Below are 22,517 nucleotides of genomic sequence, written 5' to 3'. Positions count from 1 at the left end.
CCGGTTATTTCAAGTTATTTTTTATAGAAAAAAAGCGAAGTCTTAAAGACTTCGCCTGAATTATGGGATTACTCTCCGAACACCGCTTTATAATCCGCCTTGAATTTTTCAATTCCCTGATCGGTCAGCGGATGTTTTGTCATCTGTACCAGTACACCATAGGGTACGGTAGCAATGTCTGCCCCTGCCTTTGCACAGTCGATCACATGAACCGGATTGCGGACACTTGCAGCAATAATTTCCGTTTCAATTCCATGTTCCTTAAAAATATCCATAATATCGCAAATCAGATCAATGCCCGGCATGGAGATATCATCCAGACGGCCTAAAAACGGAGAGACATAGGTTGCTCCTGCGCGGGCGGCCAAAAGTGCCTGGGCAGCAGAAAATACCAGAGTCACATTGGTCTTGATCCCTTCTGCAGTCAATCCCTTAACGGCTTTTAAACCTTCCACGGTCATAGGGATCTTTACAACCATATTGGGATGAATTGCTGCAATTTCACGGCCTTCCATAATCATGCCCTGGGCATCCACTGTTGTGGCTTTCACTTCTCCGCTGATGGGTCCGTCCACGATGGAAGTGATCTCTTTGATCACCTGGGCAAAATCACGGCCTTCCTTGGCGATCAGGGAAGGATTGGTAGTAACACCGCAAATGATGCCCATGTCGTTTGCTTTCTTTATTTCATCCGTATTTGCTGTATCGATAAAAAATCTCATGGCAATTCTCCTTAAATATTTGATTTATTTAAAACTAGCCAACTTTGCAAAATTCGATCTTCTCCCCATTGGGACCCTGAAAAAGAAAGAAACGGTTGGTGAGAGGTGCAAACATCTGGTTGGATTCTATTCCTTCTGAAATGAGTTTATGTCCCTGAGCCACGATTTCTTCATATGCTTCTTCCAGATTCTCACAGGTCAGGGCAATGTGGTCGATGTTTCCTATGGGCTTTGCAGCCTGGCGTCTCACATTACTGGAACGTGACCTTCCAGGTTTTGATTTCGTAAGGGTGAAGTAGAAATGGAACTGTTCTGTCCTGACAGCTTACTTCTGCTTCCTCCTCCTCCAGCATATTGCATTCCACAATTCTTTGAACGTTCATGCCAAAGGTCATATTCCCCCTGGTCCGTTTGTTGTTTGTCTCATAAAAACGCAGGATCATTTGAGTCCCTTTTTGTGACTGCTTTACCACCTCAATGACAACGTTATGGGCATCCGCCTTTACCAGAGAATATTCTCCGGGAAGCCGTCCTCCGTCATTCTCTTTCACAAGGGCTGTCATTGGGTTATTCATGGAATACGCCTTTTGTATTGTATTTGCCTTTTTCCAGTCACCCTTATGGGGATAGATGGAAAATACGAAGCTGTGGTGTTCCTTATCAGCATCCGGATTCGGGTAGGATGCTGATTTCAGCATGGAAATTCCAATTTCACCATTATGGACGTGGCAGCCGTATTTACAGTCATTGATCATACTGACCCCGTAATCATCCTCGGAAACATCAATCCACTTATGCATGCATACCTCAAATTTTGCATAATCCCACATGGTATTAAAATGGGTTTTCCGTTTTACATTTCCATACTGGATTTCATAAGTGGCTTCATCCGTATGAATATCAACCGGGAACAGGGACTTTAAGAAAATATGGTTTTCCTTCCAGTCAATTTCATTTCTTATAAGGATTTCAGAACTGTTATATAGAAGTGAAATATACTGCTCTATGGTGGAATCCAGATACTTTCTCTTTACACATATGGTAGCCCGGACCGGTCCGTTTTCCACAAGCTCCATGCCGCTTACTTGGGTAATCTCCCAGGATTTTTCTACGTAATAATTGTTCACATCCCAGGCGTCATAATTATGGGGCCGGTCCTCATAAGTCATAAGCACATTGGCACACCTGTTTTCCTGAAGGACTTCCCGGTCATTTCCCTTATCATAAATTGAAGAAATCTGTCCATTTTCATGAAAGGTCACACAGACGTAATCGTTTTCCAGATGCCTTTCATCCGCTCTTAAACCGGTGTCACATCTTCCAGGCTTTAATGTAAAGGTCTTGTAACCCTTGGAAGGAACCTTGGAAGGACAAAACAGCCAGGCGCCGCTTCCGGTTTTCTGAGCTGGCAGCATCACCTCCCCATCCATTACCGTAAGGTTATCCATTTGTTCCGGAGCCTGAAAATCTGCGGTTCCTTCCCCCTCATAACTGTTGGGATTGAATACCACAAGATCATTCTTACGGGCATCCACTCCTTCTGCAATATGGATCAGGGCGCGTTTTACCAGTTCTCTTCCGGTCTTCCCGATTGCTTCATATTCCTTTCTGGAATCCTCATAGACTTCTTTTATGGAGGATCCCGGAAGGATATCGTGAAACTGGTTTCTTAAAATCACTTCCCAGGCATCCCGGATCTCCTCCCTGGGGTAAGGATTCTGATTTAATATCCCATCAAGCATTCCGTAGAATTCGGCATTTTCAAACAGAAACTCTGATTTCCTGTTGTACTTCTTGTTTCTGGCCATGGAGGTATAGGTGCCCCTGTGGTACTCCAGGTATAACTCTCCCACCCAGGAAGGCAGATATTTTTCCCCTCTCACGTTCTGGTCCAGTGTTTCAAAAAATGCCTTGGACGTGGTCATTACGGTCCTTGGACATCCCGGAAGCCCTTTTTCAAGCCTCCGCTGGTTTTCCAGCATGTCCTTGGTAGGACCTCCGCCTCCGTCCCCGTAGCCAAAGGACATTAAAACCTCATCATTTAAATATTTCTGGCTGTATCTGGCCCAGGCCCCCTTTACCTGGGATGGGTTTATGTATGCGTTATAGGTGGTAAAATGCTCGGTTTCTGTTCCGCCTTCCTCAGCCGCCTTATGATAATCACGACTTGGGCTGAAGTGGGTTAAAATTCTTGTTCCGTCAATTCCTTCCCATTCAAAGGTGTCATAAGGCATTTTATTAAATTCATTCCAGCTGATTTTTGTAGTCATAAAATATTTGATGCCGCATTTTTTCATGATCTGGGGAAGTGCGGCGGAATATCCGAATACATCGGGAAGCCATAAGATTTCATTATCCTTCCCGAATTCTTCCTTAAAGAATTCCTTGCCATGCAGGAACTGGCGAACAAGAGACTCCCCGGAGGAAAGATTGCAGTCTGCTTCCACAAACATGCCGCCTTCTGTCTCCCATCTTCCTTCTGCAACTCGTTTTTTAATCTCCTGGTAAACCTCAGGAGCATGCTTCTTAACATATTTATAAAGCTGGGGCTGGCTTGACATAAAGATGTATTCCGGGTACTGCTTCATCAGCTCCAGCACCGTGGAAAAGCTTCTTACCGCCTTATCCTCCGTAACCGCAAGGGTCCATAACCAGGCTACGTCAATGTGGGTATGACCCACGCAGTAAACCGTTTCTTTGCTGCTTCCGCTATATTTATCATAGAATTCTTCCTTCATATATTGCCTGGCTTTTTTCAGGCTTTCATAATATTCTTCCGAATATTCCTTTCTTAAGTCCAGAAGATTTAAGGATTCATTCACTGCATGAATGATGGAGAGATAGGCACTGTCACTGTCAGGAAGAAGCCTGGCGACCTGATAGGGAACGGAAATATCATAATAATACTGTTCTGTTTCCCTGTCTAACACCTTTATCCTGGAATCCATAACAAGCTTAAAATTCTGATCCCCGGTAAATGCGGATAAAACGATTCGAAACGTCTCACCTGGCTCTGCCTTTTCCGTCAGCAGGACATCCCTGTGATTGACGTCAAGCCCCTGCCGTCTGATGCCATTGATGTAAATGGTAAACTGGGGATTCGTGGCATCCCACTGACCTTCTCTTCCGGTTTTTAACTCATACACCACCCATTGATCCTTAAACCCCTCGGGAATGGTAATGACTGTTTCAAACCAGAAATATTCCCTGTGGCCCCCCCACAGTTCTGCACTAGTTAGTTCCTCCCAGTCATCGGTATTAAGGTCCTGAACATTTAAAAAGCGTTCTCCGGATTTTAACATCCGGTATCTGGTGACAGGAACTTCCTTGGAATAGGTCAGACCCTTTAAATCCTCCACCAGTTTTCCAATCCGTTCTTTGATCTGTATCATGGTAATCTCCTCCTTTTGCGTCAGCCTTTGGCAGCCCCGGCCATATTAAAGCCCTTAGACATATAGTTTTGCGACAGAATATAAAGTAATATGGATGGAATGGCATAGACAGCTGAGTATGCGGCCAACTGTCCGTATATTATCATACCATGCTGTCCGAAAAATTGGTATAGGGTTACCGATGCCGGTAATTTATTCAAAGTCTGCAGCAGAATATAGGGAATAAAAAAGTTGCCCCAGCTTCCGGAAAAAGTAAATATGAAAACCACACAGATCCCCGGAAACATTAAGGGTGCGATGATCCTGCGTATGCTGTCCAATGGGGAGGCACCGTCCACCCAGGCTGCTTCCTCCAGCTCTATGGGGACATTGTCCATAAAGTTTTTCATGAGCCAGATCCCATAAGGCATGGAAGTTGCTGTTAAAAACAAGATGAGCCCCAAAGTCTTGTCATATAAGCCAATGGTCAGGAACATCTTATACACCGGGACCATGACTGCCGTTATGGGAAGAGAGGTCATAAATAAAATCGTATATAAAAACAGGCTTTTATAACGAAGTTCATATCTTGACAGGGGATAGGCGGCAAGACCTGCAAAAAGCACCACCAGGACCGACTGTCCAAAGGATATGAACAGTCCGTTGGCAAATGCCCGCTGATTGGTCTGGCTGGATAAGATCACCTTGTAATTATCAAGGGTCCACTGGGCGGGCACCTTCACCGCCTGAGAGGCATTGCCGTCAAAGGAGGCCAGCAGGATCCAAAGCAGGGGAAGGACAAACATAATTGCTAATAAAGTCAGCACCCCATAGGGCACCGTTTTTCTCAATTTCCAATACATGAAGCACCTCCTTAGTCCTTTCTCATGACTCTCGTATAGAAAACACTGAGCACAATCCCGATCACAAGTAAAATCATGGAAATCGCCGTACCGTATCCCAGCTGCTGGGAAATAAATGCCTGCCGGTACATAAAGATGGGCAGGGTCAGGGTCTTGGTTCCTGGTCCCCCGCCTGTCATCATGTAAATCAGGCCGAATACGCCAAGGGTGGATAAGGTATTCAGCATGGTATTTGTGGCTATGGTGTTCTTGATGCAGGGTAGTATAATCCTGATCATGGTCTGAAAAGGACCTGCCCCATCCACCTTTGCGGCTTCCTCAATATCCGCCGGTACCCCATCTAAGGCTGACTGAAAGTTCATCATGGAAAATGCAGTCCCATGCCATATGTTTGCTAAAATAACCGTTGCCATGGGAATGGCAAACAAGAATTCCACGGTGGGAAGATGGAAAAAGGAAAAGATCTGGTTTAAGGTACCCTCATCTCCGAAAAAGGTGCTGCAGCATAAGGCCACAACCACCTCCGGCATAATCCAGCCTGCCAGGAAAACAGGCCCTACGATTCCCCGGAAGATCCTATTTCGGTTCCTCATGTTAAGGGCAATGAGAAACCCCAGTACCTGCTGACCCATAAGACTTCCAAGGAGAAATACAAGAGTGTTGACAATGCTGATACGCACGGTACGGTCCTTAAACATGCTGATATAATTGGAGAAGCCGATAAATTTAAGCTGTTTTGCATTCTCCCCAGATAAAGCCAGATTTGTAAAGGAATAATAAACAGTCAATAAAATCGGCATTACAAAAAACACAAGTAAAAGGGCCATAGAAGGCAGAATGAATACGGACTTTCTTGCTTCCGCCAACAGCCGGCTGCTATTTTTATTCATGGTTTCCTCATTTCCGCCCTGTTTTTCAGGGCATAAAGGTATCCCTGTAAGGGGTTTCCTCATTTCCGCCCTGTTTTTCAGGGCATAAAGGTATCCCTGTAAGGGGTTTCCTCATTTCCGCCCTGATTTTCAGGGCATAAAGGTATCCCTGTAAGGGGTTTCCTCATTCCCGCCCTGTTTTTCAGGGCATAAAGGTATCCCTGTAAGGGGTTCTTTCGTTTAGATAAGAACAGGGAGAGCCAGGTGCCTTGCTGTTGCACGATTGCCCTCCCCATTAAATCCAGAACGTTTATTTTGTCACGGTATTTTCTGCGCCAACGCTGTTTGTTACGTCTGATTTATATTGCGCCATTGCATCCTCCGGGCTCGTTCCTGATACAACGGATTCCACCATGGTCTGAATGTGGGTGGTAACCGTTGAATACTGGCTGTTTCTGGGCCGGTAAAAGGCTCCGGATAAGAAGCTGGTGCATTTTTCCATAAAGGGCTGGGAAGAATAGGTAGGATCTGAGGCAATATCAGTTCTGGTTGCAATATTCCCCTGGGCAATGATGGTATCTAAGTAAATATCATAACTCATGCAGTGCTTGATAAAGTCCATTGCCACATCCTTCTGATCCGAAAGCTGTGGTATGGATAATGCCCAGCCGCCTGACATGGTGATGCTGCCCGGTTCCTGCCCCTCAGAGGTGGGCATGGCTGCAATGCCAAGCTTATCCTTGTATTCCGGCCATGGAGCCGATCCTGTTTCCTTGTAATTTCCGGTCATCCAATACCCGTCTAAGGATATGGCAAGCTTGCCTCCCGGTAAGTATTCTCTGGAAGCAATATTTCCTGCTTCTCCGTTTAATACCTTGGATAAGGATGGCCCGTATCCTTCCTTATATATGGTGTTAATAAAATTCAGGGATTTCAAAATATTGCCGCTGGATGCGATCCATTTGTCATTTTCATCCAATAGCTGCTCACCGGTCCCGTAAAGAAGCATCTCATAGGTCTGCATGGAGGTGGCTTCTCCGCTTGCTACGCCTGAATTGCACCAGAAGGGCACCACGTCCGGACATTTCTCCTTGATGACCTTGCAGGTATCCAGGACCTCCTGCCATGTTTTTGGCTGCCATTCCGTATCCAGACCGGCTGCCTTAAATATGTCTTTGTTATACCACAGCCCGCGGGTATCGGTACAGTAAGGGATTCCGTACACGCTGCCGTCGCTGTATGTGACACCGTCCACCAGCGGCCCATAGAAGGTCCCGTCATTCCATTCCTTATAATCCTTTAAGTAGTCAGAAAGATCCGTAAGATAACCGGCTGCCACGTCAGAAGGAAGCTGGAACGTATCTTCGCAGACAATATCCGGAGCCGTATCCGCCGACTGAAGTGCCAGCGCCACCTTTGCAAAATAATCTCCTTCTGAAGCAGTAATGGGGGCAATATCAAGTTCCATAGAATCCTTTTTCTCGTATGTCTCATATGCATGCTCAAACCAGTTTTTTAAGGCATCGCTTCCTCCATCCCGGAACGTAATGGAAATTTTCACCTTTCCGCCTGCGCCTTGGGTTTCCGCTGTTTTTCCGGTTTCCCCGGAACCAGCTTCCGTCTTCCCCCCAGCGGTTGTTACCGCCGTTGCCCCGGATCCCTGGCATGCTGCCAGGGAAAGAACCATGGTTGATGCGATCACCGCTGCTGCAACTTTCTTCATTTTCTTCATAAAACCCTCCCATCTCTTATTCGCTTCCCAGACTTCCTGGGAAAAAACGTATACCTGTAAGGTATTTTTACCTGCGCGGGCAACGATCCGGACAACGATGCCTGCATGTTGATCCGACTGCCGCCGCGGGAACCATAAGGAACCCGTAAGCGTGTTCCTTATGGTATTAAGAAAATGATAGCATAAGAAAGTTTTACAGAATATTCCAAAATTTTAGAAAAGGGGTATAAATTTAACCTTTTTGTCTACCTTTCCAAAATAGCGTTCCTGATGTCCCCCTGAAGTCTTTTCGAAACCTCCCTGGGTGTCACGGTCTTATCTCCAAAAAAGTCCGTTAGATTCCCTGCAATTCCGTCTGATATAATGAACCATGTGGTGTAGGCATTCTTTAAAATGCTCTGGTTCCTCTCCCGTTCCACGAATTCATCGGGCAGACCTCTTACCTGTCCGGGATTAACCTTTACATCCGTTCTTACGGAAAGGCAGTAGGTGTTTTCGTAGTAGCTTTTTATCACATCCCTGGATGTAAGATAGTCCAGCAGTTTTATGGATTCTTCCATGTCCGCCGTTACCGTAATCCCGATGTTGTCTCCCTGCAGCAGATAGGTCTGCTTCTGGATATAAGGGATTTCTGCGATTTTATACCTGCACGTTCTGTCCGAATTCTCCAATATGGACATGGAGCTTAGCTCTGCAATGGCAATCTTTACATATCCCTTGGAAAATGCCTTCATCAGCTCCTTTTGGTTCCAGTTGATCACATCCTGGTCTATGATCCCTTCATCCCTCATATTACCAAGCATTTCATACAGTATCATGCAGTTTTCCGAATCTAAGCTCCGCAGGGTTCCTCCGGCAGAATAGATCATCTGCAGAAAGCTGGAGGTAATGTCTTCTTTATTCTTCATGGCAAAGCCAAAATTATAGGTGCCAAGGGTACTGGTTTCCCTGCACAGCTTATAAAGCTTATCCATAGTATCTGGTATGACGGCATGATGCTTCCTCAAATGATCTTCATTATAAAATACCACATAGGGGTTGCTGGTAAAGGGTACGGAATAGCAGATACCGTTTACCACTGTACTGCTGTAAGCATTCTTTAAATACAGGGAGGCTCTCTCCGCTGTCATGTAATCGGACAAATCTCTAAGGATTCCCATGGACTCTAGGGCAGGTGTCATAACGTTCTCACAGATGATCAGATCGGGAAGGTTATTCTGATCCTTATCAATGCAAAGCTGCTTTTGAAAGCCGGACTGTGAGACATACTGGATCCTGACCTCCGGGTTCCCCGGCATTTCAGAATATTCATCCACAAGCCTTTTGAAATAATCCCCGCTTTCATCCTCCTTGCAGACAGCCATGACCACAAGCTTGTCCCTTTTCTCCTCCTCAGCTGCCACCTCATTGGATTCCCTGTAATATTTAAAAATCACACTGATCAATAAAAAGAAAATCAGCAGCCATAAACCGATTAAAAGTTTTTGTACGGTCCTGTTCATATCTTGAATACCTTTCTATAGTCTGAGGGAGACACTCCCATAATGGAACGAAATACCTTGTTAAAATATTTTGTATCCTTGTACCCTACCATTTCAGCTACCTCATGGATCTTGTAATTACCGGTTGCCAGCAGCTTTTTTGCAATACTGACACGGAATTCCCCTAAAAAGGTACAAAAGTTGATTCCCATTTCCCTGGTAAACAGCTTGCTTAAATATTCCGGTGTAATCCCCACCAGATCAGCCGCATCGGAAAGGGAAACATCCTTATGGTAATTCTGCCTTATGAATTCTATTACATTTAAGATCATCCCATTGCCGGTTAAGGCATCTCTTTCCCTGTCATCTGCAACCATATCAATCACCTTCCAGTAATTGTTCAAAAAAATCTCCCTGATTCCGGTTTTCATCATATCGTTTAACAGGTATTGGTAAAGGGCCTCAATGTCTTTATTTTTCATCAGATCCCTGGCAGTATTTAAGGCTGCCATAACAAAACGGACGGTATGATTTTTAATCACCTTAGGCTCTTCCCTGCTTTGAATGACCGTCTCCTCAAATTTCCTGGCATTTCTTCTGATTCCCTCCTTGTTTCCATTTCTTATATCCCTTTTCACTCCCCGCTCCAAATATTCCGGATATTCCACCCTTTCAAAGGACAGATTCCGGACCAGTTCCCTGTCAATGACACACTGCTCCTGAAATACAAAAGCATAGGTAAGGTAATCCTGCATCTGCCTTAAGGTATCTTTGAGGTTGCAAAGACTTCCCAGCTCCCCGTAGCTGATGAGAAATTCCCCCTTCTCCTTCAGTTCCTTTAGGATCCGGGTTTTAAATATGGTTTTTAAATACCTGGAATTCTGGCCGTCTGTGATCATAACGAGAATCTGCTTTTCATAAGGAAGCTTAAAGATGTAAAAACCGGTGAGACAGATTGCGTCAAGGCTGTCTTTCAGGACTTCCGTCATCTGGTTTGTTGTATCCTCCAGAATGCTTTGTGACTGGATCAGAAACATGGAAATAACCTGATCCTTTTGCTTCCGTATCTTTTCAGCAAATTGCTTTTGAACCGCTTCCTCATCGCTTCCGTCTCCAGTCAATAAGGAAAACAGCAGCTGTTCTGCAGAAACCTGTTCCGCCTTGTTCTTCGTTAACTTTCTCTCGATAGTCCCAAGGACCTCTATGATGTCCTCCACATCCAGAGGTTTCAGCAAATATTCGGCTACCGATAACTGGATGGCGCGCTGGGCATATTCAAACTCCGAATACCCGGTCAGAAGGACTGCCGCCGTTATAATTCCTGCTTCCCTGATCTTATGGATCATGGCCAGTCCATCCATCCTTGGCATATTGATATCCGTTATAACCACATCCGGATGCAAAGATAACACTTTTTCAAATCCTGCCTCTCCATCACATTCCCCTGCCACCACTTCGTGGGACGTATACTTTTCAATGATTTTTATGATCCCGTTTCTTGTATTTGGCTCGTCTTCCACAATTACTACTCTCATACCCAAGTAACCTTCCCCCAGTCTATTCTTCAAATAAGATCTCTGCCGTTATTCTGGTTCCCCTGTCATTTGATTCAATAAGGAAATGTCCTTCTTCTCCATAATAGTATTTGATCCTCATAATTACATTCCGCACTCCGATGCTCCCCTCAACGGCACTGCTTGAATAATCATAGTGATTCAGCTCCCTGACCAGCTCCTCGTGCATGCCTTTCCCATTGTCCTCCACTTGAACCATCAAATGCTTATCTCCCTTTTTTCTGATGGAAACCATAAGCATATCCTGTCCGGTACCGCCTGGAAACCCATGGATGATAGCATTTTCTATGAGGGGCTGGAACAGCAGCTTGTGCATTTTTAAATCCAGGACTTCCTCATCCACATCCATAATGCAGTGAAAGGAAAAGGAAAACCTTTGCTGCTGGAGAAAGATATATTGCTTTAAATATTCCACCTCACTTCTTACACTTACCACACCATTGCTTTTATGTACGCTGTAACGCAGGATCGACCCAAGATTTTTCAGCATCCTGCTGATTAAGAACTGTTCATTTTCGATAGCGATCCAGTTGATGGCATCCAGGGTATTATATAGAAAATGAGGGTTGATCTGGGCCTCCAAAGCCTTTAATTCTGCATTTTTCTCACGGAGAAGGGCTTCCTTTTCGATCTTTCCGGACTGGTCAATCTTCTGAACCATGTGATTGAAGTGCCTTGCAATCTTTCCAAACTCATCCTGCCAGGAATGCTCAATCTGTACCGTATAATCCCCCTTATAGGCTCTGTCCATGGCAGAGGTGATCTTTGCAACACAGAACTGTAAGGAACCAGCAAACCGGATCATAATAAGAATGCTTGTAATGATAATCAATATTGTAAGCAGGATGATTACCTCAAAGATGTATTTAAAATCCTTTAGCGGCTCTCTGTTATCCCGGAGGCTGACCAGGACAAACTGGTTTTTTAACACAGGCTTTGTGTAAATGCTGTAGGATCCGTTATTCATGATCTGATGGGCTTCCACCGCCTGCCGGATCTTAAATTCCGGCTGGGAGAACAGCTCCTCTCTGCTGTCATCCCATTGTTCAAAGATGCCTGTCCCAATGAGATCTGTCCTGGTACTGGAAACGATGCTGCCATTGGCATCACAAAGAAAGGAAACATTGATTTCATTTTCGTTTTCCTGGGAATAAGTTTCCCGGATATTGGTTTCGTCAAGGCAGATTAATATGCTTCCAACCGTGCCTTGCCTGTAATTATTAATATCCGCGATCCGGTGTCCCAGATAAAGGAGGTTCCTCTTTGTTCCGTTTGCCGCCTCCCGGTTTATGACACGGGAATAAACGGTCTGGGTGTTATGAAAGGTCTCATCGGTCACTGCCAGCCAGCTTTTATCCTTTTCCGGAAAGCAATAGCTGTCCATGGTGCTGTTGGTAACGGAATCATACAGGATGCATTCCTTTTTCTGTGTCACCACCCCGATCCCCAGTATTTCCGGATGAAGATAGGAAATATTTTCCAGATCGTTCTCCAGCTCCTTCTTTAACAGATAGTAATTCCTGGAATCCCATACATTCAGCTTTTCCAGTTTCAGGGCATATTCATTCTCCGTATAAATTGACATGATGATGCTGTCATATTCGGAAAAAAAATCTTCCAGCCCTTTTTGGGATAATTTCATATTGCTTTCCACCAGAATATCCATCTGCTTTTTTAAGGTGTTCGCCGCAATGATACAGGTTATGATTTCAATTACCGTGACAGGGACGATTGAGACAAAAAGCAGGATGATCAATGTCTTTTTGGCAATCCCCCAGCCTCTGTATCTGTTTACCAAATATTTGATCAAGCTATGTTCCCCCTTTGTTAAATTCTTCCAATTTTCTTCTTATTTTTATTATATCATAATTTATTATGAAGGATAAGAGATTCCATCCGGCGGGCATAAAAAGAAGGCCTCAGCAAAATTGCCGAAGCCTTCTTTCTTCAAAGACTAAAGTCTGTTTTTTATCTTCCCTGGTTTTTCATTTCCCATATGGAATCTAACTTAAGCCCATTTTCTTTCTTTTCTTCATGATATGGTCTTCGATATCCCTGGCCACCTGTACCGGATCATCTCCCAAAGCCACTTTTCCTCCGGTTAAGCCCTCCACATCTTCTGTGAACAATTTCACAAGCTCTGGTGCTCCGGTGATAAATGGTGTGGGGGAAAGATGGGTATAAGCCCCGTATGCCACTGCAAACAAACCGTCTATGGTTGCCTTTTGTTCCATCCATTCCGGCGCAGTTACAGCAATCGGCAGGTCGGCAATGTCTGCATCCAGATGATCTGCCAGAGCCGTTACAAGCATGGAGATCCTTCCCGTATCGGTGCAGGTTCCAAAGCTTAACACCGGAGGGATTCCCAGGGCTCTGCAAACTCCCTGCAAGCCTTCCCCCGCCTGATCGATGGCATCTAAATTGCACATTCCCGCAACTTCCAGACCATGATTTCCGCAGCCTCCTGCCACTACCAGGATATCTTTTTTAATCAGTTCCTTCGTTAAATTCACTGTATTCCAATCCTGGGGGCCGTTTCTTAATGTGGAACAGTTCGCTAAGGCAACGATTCCTTTTATCTGGCCTTTTGCAATCACATCCACCAGATTATTTAAATCATTTCCAATAGCACCTAATACCGCTTCCGTAGAAAAGCCGGCAATGGCTTTTTGTTTGTACCTTGGCACCATTGGTTTGATTTGTTTATGCCTTTTCTTAAAATTATCTATGGCAATGCGGATGCATTTTTCCGCCATCTCTTCTGCCTTCCTGGGATAATACGGCATCTTGTGTTCTGTCCCTGGAACGCCTATGATCGTGCTGACACTAACCAGGGCAACCTGGTATTTTTCTGCATACTGGTCAATGGCCGGCGGAGAGCAGTTCTCCTCCATGACAAATGCGTCCACAGTTCCTGTTGCCAAAAATGGCTCAATGGCCAGCCAGTTACCCATAAGGCCTACAAACACATCATCCACTTCAAATCTTTGGAGCATTTCCTGTCCGGTTTCAATGGATCCCACAATATGAATTCCTTTTGCTCCGGCCTGTTTGGCCAGATCCTGAAACTCCTGCTTCTTTGCCATCTGTAAAGCGGCTACTCCAATCCATGGCTGATGTCCATTAAATGCTATATTAACATAATCAGGGTCCATGATTCCCAGATCCACATCCACTTCATGAGGCATGGGCGTTCCGAATAAAATATCCTGGGTCATTTCAAGGCCGATCTGGGCGGTATAAATGGTGGACAACCCTAAACGCAGAGCCTTTGTTGCCAGGGAAACATAATCTCCATCCACATTCGTAAGACAGCTTGCGATGCTATTCTGTACTTCATGTTCAACGCCTGAGGGATAAATGTGTAAGTCCTCCCAAATTTTTTTCCGTTTCTTCGGGGAAAAGACCTCCACCATAATACTTTCCTCATCAGGACCCAGTTTCATTTCCCGGTCAAGAAAATCAGCCAGATGAACGGCCATCTGGTTTACATCCTGGCTGGTACCGATTCCGGTTTTTTCACACATCCATTTTAATTTATCAACGTCTTTGATCTGGAAAACCGTATTGCCCATTCCTGTTTCCTTTAAAGTCCGGAAAGCTTCATATGCATGATGGGCATAGGTGGCTGCTCCCATGATATTTCTCATGAGCAGATTTCTCATGGCCATGGCATCCGGACCGATTCCGCATACACCTTTATCCGGTCCCTTCTGCCCGTTAAGCCTGCAGGGTCCGTTGGTACATAATTGACAGCTTAATCCCTGCAGACAAAATTTACACCGTATCTTTTCCTGTTCATCCCATCTGGAAAATACGCTTGATAAGCCATCATCCCGTATCCTTACTAGCATTTCTTCTACGGAATCATGATAGCTGACCCGTCCCTCTGTTTTTTCTAAAACCGTTTCTGGCATAATTACCTCCATTAAAATTTGATTCAGTCAGTAGTATGCCAAATTTTAGAAATCTCTATTCTATTTTGTATCATGATCCGGAAATCCCTATGGTTTCCGGTAAAACGGATTTCCATACTTCCTGACCGGACCTGTCCTCTCAGCCTCCCAGGGTTACATCCTGTCTGGAATACCATTCAATGGCATCGTATACGTGCTGTGGCGTAAAATCCGGCCAGTAATCATCAATCACATACATATCCGAATAAACGGACTGCACCGGTAAAAAGCCGGACAGCCTTCTGCGTCCTCCCCACCGGATCACCAGATCGATCCTGGATACATCCGCTGTTTTTAAAGCAGGTCCTATGGCTCCGTCATGCAGTCCCAGATCCCACTCCCAGCTGTAATTCACCAGAAAATTGATTTTTATCCCTCCACTTCCGAACTGGTGCCTGCTGGTATAAGGCTTCAGTTCCTTAGGAAACATGGCAGACGTTGTTTTTCCCAATACCAGCAGTTCCGCATCCTCCTTTGACAGCTCCTCCACTGCCTTTACACAAGCCTTTGAAAAGGCATCTCTCTGGACTGCAGGGCGCTTTGTATTGTCTACCGTAAATCCATAGAAGGTCATTTCCTTTATCCCCAGCTTTCTGCAAAGATGATAAAGAACCATTCCGGGAGATATACCATTCTCATACCCAGCCTCTTTTCCCATTCCCTTATCAACGGCCCAGCGGCGGTTTCCGTCTGGTATGATTCCGATGTGCTTTGGAATTCTCATACACGCTTCCTCCGTTTTTCCTGCTTATTTAAATCTATAGAAAGTATTGCCACTTTTTTCCGTTCCATAATTCTTATCAGGGAAATATATTGCCGGCAGGGAGCCGATCCTGTCTGTCCGGGGTTTTAGAAAACCGTCTGTTACCAGATTACTAGTAAAGGCCATTGTATTTAGGAATGGGATAATCCAGCTCGTAATTTTTACATAATTCAATGAATTCCCGGGCTGATTGGGTTAAAAACTTATTTTTGTGATATAAAATCGAAAACTTCCGTTGAAAATTTATTCCATCCACATCAAATGCAAGGATCAATCCATGGTTCAATGGACCCAGTATCATTCTTCGGGGCAGAACTGCAATCCCCAGGCCATGAATGACCGCATTAACCAGCGCCGTGGTACTGGTGGCTTCCCAAACGGGAACAACGGAAAATCCTGCGGCCTGGGTTGCACTGTCAAATTCCTCCCGGGTACCGCTGCCCCTTTCCCTCAGCAGAAAACGCTGCTGTTTAAACTGTTCAACCGATACCCTTTCTCCATAGGAAAATGGCCCATTGACCGAACAAATGGCAGTCAAAGAATCCTCCATGTATTCCTCACTGATCAGATTCGGAGTTTGAACAGCGCCCTCTATAAAAGCAAAGTCCAGCTTGTTCGACTGCAATTTTTCCTCTAACAGCTCCGATGAGCTGATGCAGACACGAACATCCATACCTGGATGCAAAATGCTGTAAGCACTGATATAGCTTGGCATGAACTGGGATCCGATTGTAACGCTGGCTCCGACCCGCAAAATCCCCAAGGAATCCCAATCCCGCAATCCCTTTTCCATATGATCGAACAATGACAGAATATGCGTGGCATATTCCCGCATCTGCTTTCCGGCTTCCGTGATAAAAAGCTGCCGCGACATTCTCTCAAACAGCAGAACACCATAATAGCCTTCCAGTTCTTTCAGTGCCAGGCTTACGGCAGGCTGGGTCATAAATAAGGCGTCTGCTGCCTTAGTGACATTATACCCATTTTCACAAACTGCGAGAAATATCTTAATGTGGCGAAGCGTCACGATATCACCTCCCATTTATATTTTATTGCTTATGATTATAATAAAATAATACTATTTTTATTATAGATCTGCAAGTGCTATACTAAAGGAACAGGAGGATAAACCGTGAAAAAAAGCAGAATATACTGGCAATTATTTGCCTCAACCTTTCAATTAAGTGCATTTACCTTTGGCGGCGGCTTTGTAATCATTCCGCTGATGAGAAAAAAATTTGTGGAAAAGCTCCATTGGCTGGAGGAGGAGGAAATGCTGGACCTTACGGCAATCGCCCAGTCAGCCCCCGGTGCCATTGCGGTGAATGCATCCATACTTATCGGCTACCGTATTGCAGGAATCATAGGAGCCCTTGTAACCGTACTAGGTACGGTGTTGCCCCCCCTGATTATATTGTCTGTGATCTCTTTCTTTTATGTGGCCTTTCGTAATAACCTTATGGTAAATCTCATCATGAGAGGTATGGCCGCAGGTGTGGTGGCCGTTATTTTTGATGTGGTGATCACCATGGCCCGTCCAATATTGCAGGAAAAACGTCTGCTTTTATTGGCAGTGCTTCTCAGCGCATTTACCGCAGCCTGTATCTTCAAAGTGAATGTAATTCCGATTATCTTAGTCTGCGGTATTGTGGGAGCATTGGATACATGGCATAGAGAACGGCAGACAAGGAGGAGAAGATAATGATTTATTTTCATTTATTTTGGAGTTTCTTTCAAATCGGACTTTTCAGTATTGGGGGCGGTTATGCCTCTATGCCTCTTATCCAGCGGCAGGTGGTGGAGATTCATCCCTGGCTGACCATGACTCAGTTCAGCGACATTATCACGATTTCCCAGATGACCCCCGGTCCCATTGCCATCAATTCGGCAACTTTTGTGGGAATTCAGATAGGAGGCCTCCCGGGGGCATTGGCGGCGACTTTGGGCTGTGTTTTGCCTTCCTGTATCATAGTGACGGTATTGGCCCATATCTATTATAAATACAGGTCCCTTACAATGGTCCAGGGAATTCTTTCCGGGCTGCGGCCCGCCGTGGTGGCCATGATCGCCAGTGCCGGCGTGACCTTGCTGCTTTCATCGTTTTGGGGAGATGATGGAATCATCTCCATTCCCAGGACTGACTGGGTGGCCGTTTTCATATTTTTAAGTGCAATCACTGTATTGCGCAGGTGGAAACCAAACCCTATCCTTGTTATGACATGCTCCGGAATATTAGGTCTGGTCTTTTATCAACTTTTCCCGGGAGGAGGGATATAATGAACTATTTTATAAAATCCGGAACCCTTTACAAAAGAGAAAAAGAAAACTTAAGCCCTGCCCTTGCAGGCATTAAAAACCGCTTATGCGGTTCTGAAAAGCAGATTTATGTAGGAGAGAAACAATTTCTCACCTTTATGGAACGGACGACGGGAGAACATAGCAGGGACGCTTGCCCTAAAAAGTATTTATTAAAAAATAGGAACGAGGAGATATTGATGACCGGTTTTCCAAAATATGCAGAAGGGGAAGATCCTTCTGTTGCAGGATGGCCGGTTTACAGAATGCCTCGTGTAGATTCTGCTGACCTGATACTGCAAAACCTTTCCGCTCATCTGAAAATGATCAACAGCCAAAATTACCTGTTGTCCGATGGTTCGGGCCAGGGGATTCTTTCTGTTATGCACAGAGGGGGCATGGGCGGCTGGGATCTGGATTCCCGGGAAGAGTTCAGCCCCGAAATACTTTGCGGCATTTTTGTGTTCTGCCGCTACTTGGAACAGGAAAACGAACTTATCGTTGTCTAGATATTATGATAAATACCATACAAAATACGTGCAAACAAACAGGTCCATCAGCTATGCTGATGGACCTGTTTGTCTCCACTGAAAATCTGTTGATTCCAGTTTATCTATAATTCTATTTGGATCAAAACCAAAAATTACTTCTCGCTAAGCGCCGCCTGTGCTGCTGCAAGCTTTGCAATCGGAACACGGAATGGAGAACAGGACACATAATCCAGACCGATCTTATGGCAGAACTCTACGGAAGAAGGATCACCGCCGTGCTCGCCGCAGATACCAACATGCATTTCCGGACGAACTCCCTTGCCTAACTTGATTGCTGTTTCCATAAGCTTGCCGACACCGGTCTGATCCAGTTTTGCAAATGGGTCATTCTCAAAGATCTTGGTATCATAGTAAGCATTTAAGAACTTGCCTGCATCGTCACGGGAGAAGCCATAGGTCATCTGAGTTAAGTCATTGGTACCAAAGCAGAAGAATTCTGCTTCTTTTGCAATGTCATCAGCGGTCAGGCATGCTCTTGGGATCTCGATCATGGTACCTACTTCATACTTTAAGCTGCTTCCTGCTGCTGCGATCTCAGCATCCGCTGTCTCAACAACAATCTTTTTAACAAACTTTAATTCCTTCTCATCACAGATCAGCGGAATCATGATCTCCGGGCAAACATTCCAGTCAGGATGTGCCTTCTGTACGTTGATGGCTGCACGGATCACTGCCTTTGTCTGCATTTTAGCAATCTCAGGATAGGTGACTGTCAGACGGCATCCACGATGTCCCATCATTGGATTGAACTCGTGCAAGGAGTCAATGATGCTCCTGATCTGAGCAACGGTCTTGCCCTGTGCGTCTGCCAGCTTCTTAATATCATCTTCCTCTGTAGGAACGAACTCATGAAGAGGCGGATCTAAGAAACGGATGGTAACAGGATTTCCTTCCAGAGCCTCATACAATGCCTCAAAGTCCCCCTGCTGTACCGGAAGAATTTTTTCCAGAGCTGCTTCTCTCGCTTCCACAGTATCGGAACAGATCATCTCACGGAATGCGTCGATTCTGTCTCCTTCAAAGAACATATGCTCCGTACGGCAAAGACCGATTCCCTCTGCACCCAGCTCTCTTGCTTTCTTAGCGTCAGCCGGCGTATCTGCATTGGTTCTTACTTTCAGTCTTCTGTATTTGTCGGCCCATGCCATGATTCTTCCAAACTCTCCGATGATGGAAGCATCTACAGTAGGAATAATGCCGTCGTAAATCTTTCCTGTGGAGCCATCAAGAGAAATCCAGTCTCCCTCATGATATTCCTTGCCGGCCAGGGTGAATTTCTTGTTCTCTTCATCCATAACGATTTCGGAACAGCCGGATACACAGCATGTACCCATACCGCGGGCAACAACGGCTGCATGGGAAGTCATACCGCCGCGCACGGTTAAGATACCCTGAGCAGCTTTCATTCCTTCAATATCTTCCGGAGAAGTCTCAAGACGAACCAGAACTACCTTCTCGCCTCTTTCATGCCATGCCTTTGCATCGTCAGCAGTAAATACTGCCTTTCCGCAAGCAGCTCCCGGAGATGCTGCCAGAGCCTTTCCGATGGGTTCTGTCTTCTTTAATGCATCCGCATCAAACTGAGGATGGAGTAAAGTATCCAAATTTCTCGGATCGATCATCTTCACTGCCTTTTCCTCTGAGATCATGCCTTCATCAACCAGGTCACAGGCAATCTTTAAAGCCGCCTTAGCGGTTCTCTTGCCGTTACGGGTCTGAAGCATGTAAAGCTTTCTATCTTCAATGGTAAACTCCATATCCTGCATGTCTCTGTAGTGGTCTTCCAGCTTGCCGCAGATTCCTATGAACTGCTCATAGGCTTCCGGCATAACGTCCTTTAACTGGTCGATCTTCTGAGGAGTGCGGACACCGGCAACTACGTCCTCGCCCTGTGCATTCATTAAGAACTCGCCCATAAGGTGCTTTTCGCCGGTTGCCGGATCACGGGTAAATGCAACACCGGTACCGGAGGTCTCGCCCATGTTACCAAACGCCATCATCTGAACGTTTACGGCAGTTCCCCAGGAATATGGAATATCGTTGTCGCGGCGGTATACGTTTGCTCTCGGGTTGTCCCAGGAACGGAAAACCGCTTTGATGGCTTCCATGAGCTGAATCTTGGGATCTGACGGGAAATCTGCACCGATTTTCTCCTTATACTCAGCCTTAAACTGATTTGCAAGCTCCTTTAAATCATCCGCTGTTAAATCCACGTCCTCTGTAATACCCTTTTCTTCTTTCATCTTATCGATGAGCTCTTCAAAATACTTTTTCCCTACCTCCATAACAACATCGGAGAACATCTGGATAAATCTGCGGTAGCAGTCATAAGCCCATCGTGGATTACCGGATTTTGCAGCCAGAACTTCCACTACTTCTTCATTTAAACCAAGGTTTAAGATGGTGTCCATCATACCGGGCATGGATGCTCTTGCACCGGAACGAACAGACACAAGAAGAGGATTTTCCTTATCTCCGAATTTCTTTCCGGTGATCTCTTCCATCTTATTGATGTGCTCCATGATCTGGCTCATGATCTCTTCGTTGATCTTTTCGCCATCCTCATAGTACTGAGTACAAGCCTCTGTTGTTATGGTAAATCCCTGGGGAACAGGAAGTCCTAAATTTGTCATCTCTGCCAAATTGGCGCCTTTTCCTCCTAACAGGTTTTTCATGCTTGCATTGCCTTCGGTAAACAAATAAACCCATTTTCTTGCCATAAGTATATTTCCTCCTCAAAATGTGTTGGTTGTTCGGCTCTTCTACCGGTTTCATTTGCGGAAAAGCCCTGCAGATATTATAGCATAATTCAAACGCTAGTAAAGGGGGTTTCTTTAATTATTACCAAAAATTAGCTCTTTTTTCAATACAATTATTCTGAAAGTGCTTCCATATTCTGTCATTTTCTGATATGCGATTCTAGTTCGCATATGCGAATTTTATGTCAAAAAACGATTAACTGACTTCCTTATTTTTATGACAAATTCAGAAATTTTCTGGCAAGACAGATTTCTGCTTTTTCAGTAATATGAAGCAGACTGCAAGAGTCATAAGCTCCGCCGCCGGCATGACGGCCCAGATGCCGTTTACTCCCATTGCCATTGGCAGGAGGAATACCAGAACACTGCTTAGGATAAGCCCCCTCATCAGGCAGATCAACAAGGCATTTCCCGGCTTCAGCACAGACTGGAACCAGGTGCTGAACAGTATGTTGAATCCCATGGGAAGAAAGGAGAGGAAATAAATTCTGACAGCAGGGACCGACATGGCTAAAATCTCATCCCCGGGCTTTACAAAAGCCTCTGTCACAAGAGCCGGGAAAAGCATTCCCGCTCCTGCGAACACCACACCGGCAAAGCACGCGGCCAGTTCTCCCATTCTCCGTGTTTCCTTTAACCTCTCTGTTTTACCGGCCCCGTAATTCATGGCCAGAATTGGCTGGGCGGCCTGTGAGATGCCGTTATTAATAGATGCGACGATCAGGGCACTGTTGGAGATGATGCCGTAAACCACCACTCCAAGGTCACCGACATAAGCCAAAAGCTGGCGGTTGAACAAAAACATGACAATTCCGCTGCAGGTCTCCAGTAAGAAGCTGGCAAGACCGTTTACCAGGATCTCTCCTGCCTTCCTCCCTTTGACCCGAAGGACAATTTTTAAGGAGCTGCCCCTGGTAAATAAATGGACAAGGAGAATGGCAAGGGTCAGGCAGGTACCTGTCACTGTGGCTGCCGCGGCACCCGCCATTCCTAAGTTCATAGGAAAAATGAAAATATAATCCAGGATTACATTGGTGACGCCTCCGGATATCACTGCCGCCATGGCTGTCTTAGGTGCCCTGTCATTTCTGACAAAGGACTGCAAAAGGGAAGAAAAAAGAAATACAGGCGCCCCTGAGATCAGGATCCTTCCATATTCCCTCACATAGGGATCCATGGTTTCATTTCTACCCAGAAATTTTGTTACAGAATCAAACAAAAGATGCCCGGAGGCCACGTAGAACACGCTTGCCAGGGCTGCCATGTAAAGGGCGGACGTAAAATACTCCCTGGCCCCATGTTCATCACCCTTTCCCTTGGAAATGGATAAAAGCACCCCTCCGCCTACGCCGAACAGCATACCGGTTCCGAAAAACAGGCTGTATAAGGGCAGGAGAAGATTTAAGGCAGCAATCCCGATGGCGCCTACTCCCCGTCCGATCATCAGGGTATCCGCCAGTATATAAATGGAGGTGACCAGCGTGGCGCTGATGGAGGGCATCAGATACCTTAAAAACAATTTCTTCACCGGTTCTTCCAGCAGGTTTGATTTCTTCATATACGTCCCCCTTTTTTCAAGTC

Annotated in this window: 17 protein-coding genes; 3 read left to right on the top strand and 14 right to left on the bottom strand. The window is 45.5% G+C overall.

Translation table 11 applies throughout. From position 1 onward, the window contains the following. Positions 1–68 precede the first annotated feature (68 nt). The 12 genes from fsa to CLOSA_RS04745 all read right to left on the bottom strand — a co-directional run bounded on the left by fsa (position 69) and on the right by CLOSA_RS04745 (position 16,358). Complete coding sequence (gene fsa / locus CLOSA_RS04805) at positions 69–722, bottom strand: fructose-6-phosphate aldolase (RefSeq protein WP_013271644.1); 654 nt, start codon at positions 720–722, stop codon at positions 69–71. A gap of 34 nt (positions 723–756) precedes the next feature. Continuing rightward, entirely contained in the window at positions 757–972 is a 216-nt protein-coding gene (locus CLOSA_RS04800; protein ID WP_013271643.1) for a VOC family protein, read from the bottom strand. Position 973: 1 nt separating this feature from the next. Then, positions 974–4,114, bottom strand: a complete 3,141-nt coding sequence (locus CLOSA_RS04795) for an alpha-mannosidase (protein ID WP_013271642.1) — start codon at positions 4,112–4,114, stop codon at positions 974–976. A gap of 20 nt (positions 4,115–4,134) precedes the next feature. Beyond that, positions 4,135–4,956 (bottom strand): carbohydrate ABC transporter permease, encoded by an 822-nt coding sequence (locus tag CLOSA_RS04790; RefSeq protein WP_013271641.1) that lies wholly within the window; start codon positions 4,954–4,956, stop codon positions 4,135–4,137. 11 nt (positions 4,957–4,967) lie between these two features. Beyond that, entirely contained in the window at positions 4,968–5,846 is an 879-nt protein-coding gene (locus CLOSA_RS04785) for a carbohydrate ABC transporter permease (protein WP_013271640.1), read from the bottom strand. 289 nt (positions 5,847–6,135) lie between these two features. Further along, positions 6,136–7,557, bottom strand: a complete 1,422-nt coding sequence (locus tag CLOSA_RS04775) for an extracellular solute-binding protein (protein ID WP_013271639.1) — start codon at positions 7,555–7,557, stop codon at positions 6,136–6,138. A 245-nt stretch (positions 7,558–7,802) separates the two neighbouring features. Then, positions 7,803–9,059: an ABC transporter substrate-binding protein gene (locus CLOSA_RS04770; RefSeq protein WP_013271638.1), complete on the bottom strand. Its 1,257-nt coding sequence runs from the start codon at positions 9,057–9,059 to the stop codon at positions 7,803–7,805. Further along, positions 9,056–10,573, bottom strand: coding sequence for a response regulator transcription factor (locus CLOSA_RS04765; protein WP_013271637.1), 1,518 nt, complete (start codon positions 10,571–10,573; stop codon positions 9,056–9,058). Before CLOSA_RS04765 ends, CLOSA_RS04770 begins: the two co-directional genes overlap by 4 nt. A 22-nt stretch (positions 10,574–10,595) precedes the next feature. Continuing rightward, positions 10,596–12,422 (bottom strand): sensor histidine kinase, encoded by a 1,827-nt coding sequence (locus CLOSA_RS04760; RefSeq protein ID WP_013271636.1) that lies wholly within the window; start codon positions 12,420–12,422, stop codon positions 10,596–10,598. Positions 12,423–12,615: 193 nt separating this feature from the next. Next, the gene (gene cooS / locus CLOSA_RS04755; protein ID WP_013271635.1) at positions 12,616–14,529 is read right to left on the bottom strand and encodes an anaerobic carbon-monoxide dehydrogenase catalytic subunit; all 1,914 of its coding nucleotides are present in this window, start codon (positions 14,527–14,529) and stop codon (positions 12,616–12,618) included. Between the two features lie 139 nt (positions 14,530–14,668). After that, positions 14,669–15,292, bottom strand: coding sequence for an undecaprenyl diphosphate synthase family protein (locus CLOSA_RS04750; RefSeq protein ID WP_013271634.1), 624 nt, complete (start codon positions 15,290–15,292; stop codon positions 14,669–14,671). 151 nt (positions 15,293–15,443) lie between these two features. Then, a complete protein-coding gene (locus tag CLOSA_RS04745; RefSeq protein ID WP_013271633.1) occupies positions 15,444–16,358 on the bottom strand; it encodes a LysR family transcriptional regulator in 915 nt (304 codons plus the stop codon). 105 nt (positions 16,359–16,463) lie between these two features. On the opposite strand from CLOSA_RS04745, the gene CLOSA_RS04740 reads away from it, so the two are divergent. From CLOSA_RS04740 to CLOSA_RS23120, 3 genes are read left to right on the top strand one after another with little or no spacing between them, the layout of a single operon-like run. Continuing rightward, a complete protein-coding gene (locus CLOSA_RS04740; protein ID WP_013271632.1) occupies positions 16,464–17,033 on the top strand; it encodes a chromate transporter in 570 nt (189 codons plus the stop codon). Continuing rightward, a complete protein-coding gene (locus CLOSA_RS04735; RefSeq protein ID WP_013271631.1) occupies positions 17,033–17,608 on the top strand; it encodes a chromate transporter in 576 nt (191 codons plus the stop codon). Before CLOSA_RS04740 ends, CLOSA_RS04735 begins: the two co-directional genes overlap by 1 nt. Continuing rightward, the gene (locus CLOSA_RS23120) at positions 17,608–18,135 is read left to right on the top strand and encodes a hypothetical protein (protein ID WP_013271630.1); all 528 of its coding nucleotides are present in this window, start codon (positions 17,608–17,610) and stop codon (positions 18,133–18,135) included. The genes CLOSA_RS04735 and CLOSA_RS23120 overlap by 1 nt, the downstream gene beginning before the upstream one ends. A gap of 134 nt (positions 18,136–18,269) precedes the next feature. Here the strand turns inward: CLOSA_RS23120 and ppdK are convergent, their stop codons facing one another. Together ppdK and CLOSA_RS04720 are read right to left on the bottom strand one after the other, a co-directional pair. Continuing rightward, positions 18,270–20,897: a pyruvate, phosphate dikinase gene (gene ppdK, locus CLOSA_RS04725; RefSeq protein ID WP_013271629.1), complete on the bottom strand. Its 2,628-nt coding sequence runs from the start codon at positions 20,895–20,897 to the stop codon at positions 18,270–18,272. Positions 20,898–21,162: 265 nt separating this feature from the next. After that, positions 21,163–22,494, bottom strand: a complete 1,332-nt coding sequence (locus tag CLOSA_RS04720) for an MATE family efflux transporter (RefSeq protein ID WP_013271628.1) — start codon at positions 22,492–22,494, stop codon at positions 21,163–21,165. Positions 22,495–22,517 lie beyond the last annotated feature (23 nt).

The organism is [Clostridium] saccharolyticum WM1, assembly GCF_000144625.1.
In the GTDB taxonomy this organism is placed as follows: domain Bacteria; phylum Bacillota; class Clostridia; order Lachnospirales; family Lachnospiraceae; genus Lacrimispora; species Lacrimispora saccharolytica.
Note: the sequence above shows the minus strand (reverse complement) of the source record. Positions and strands in the feature narration are given on the sequence as shown.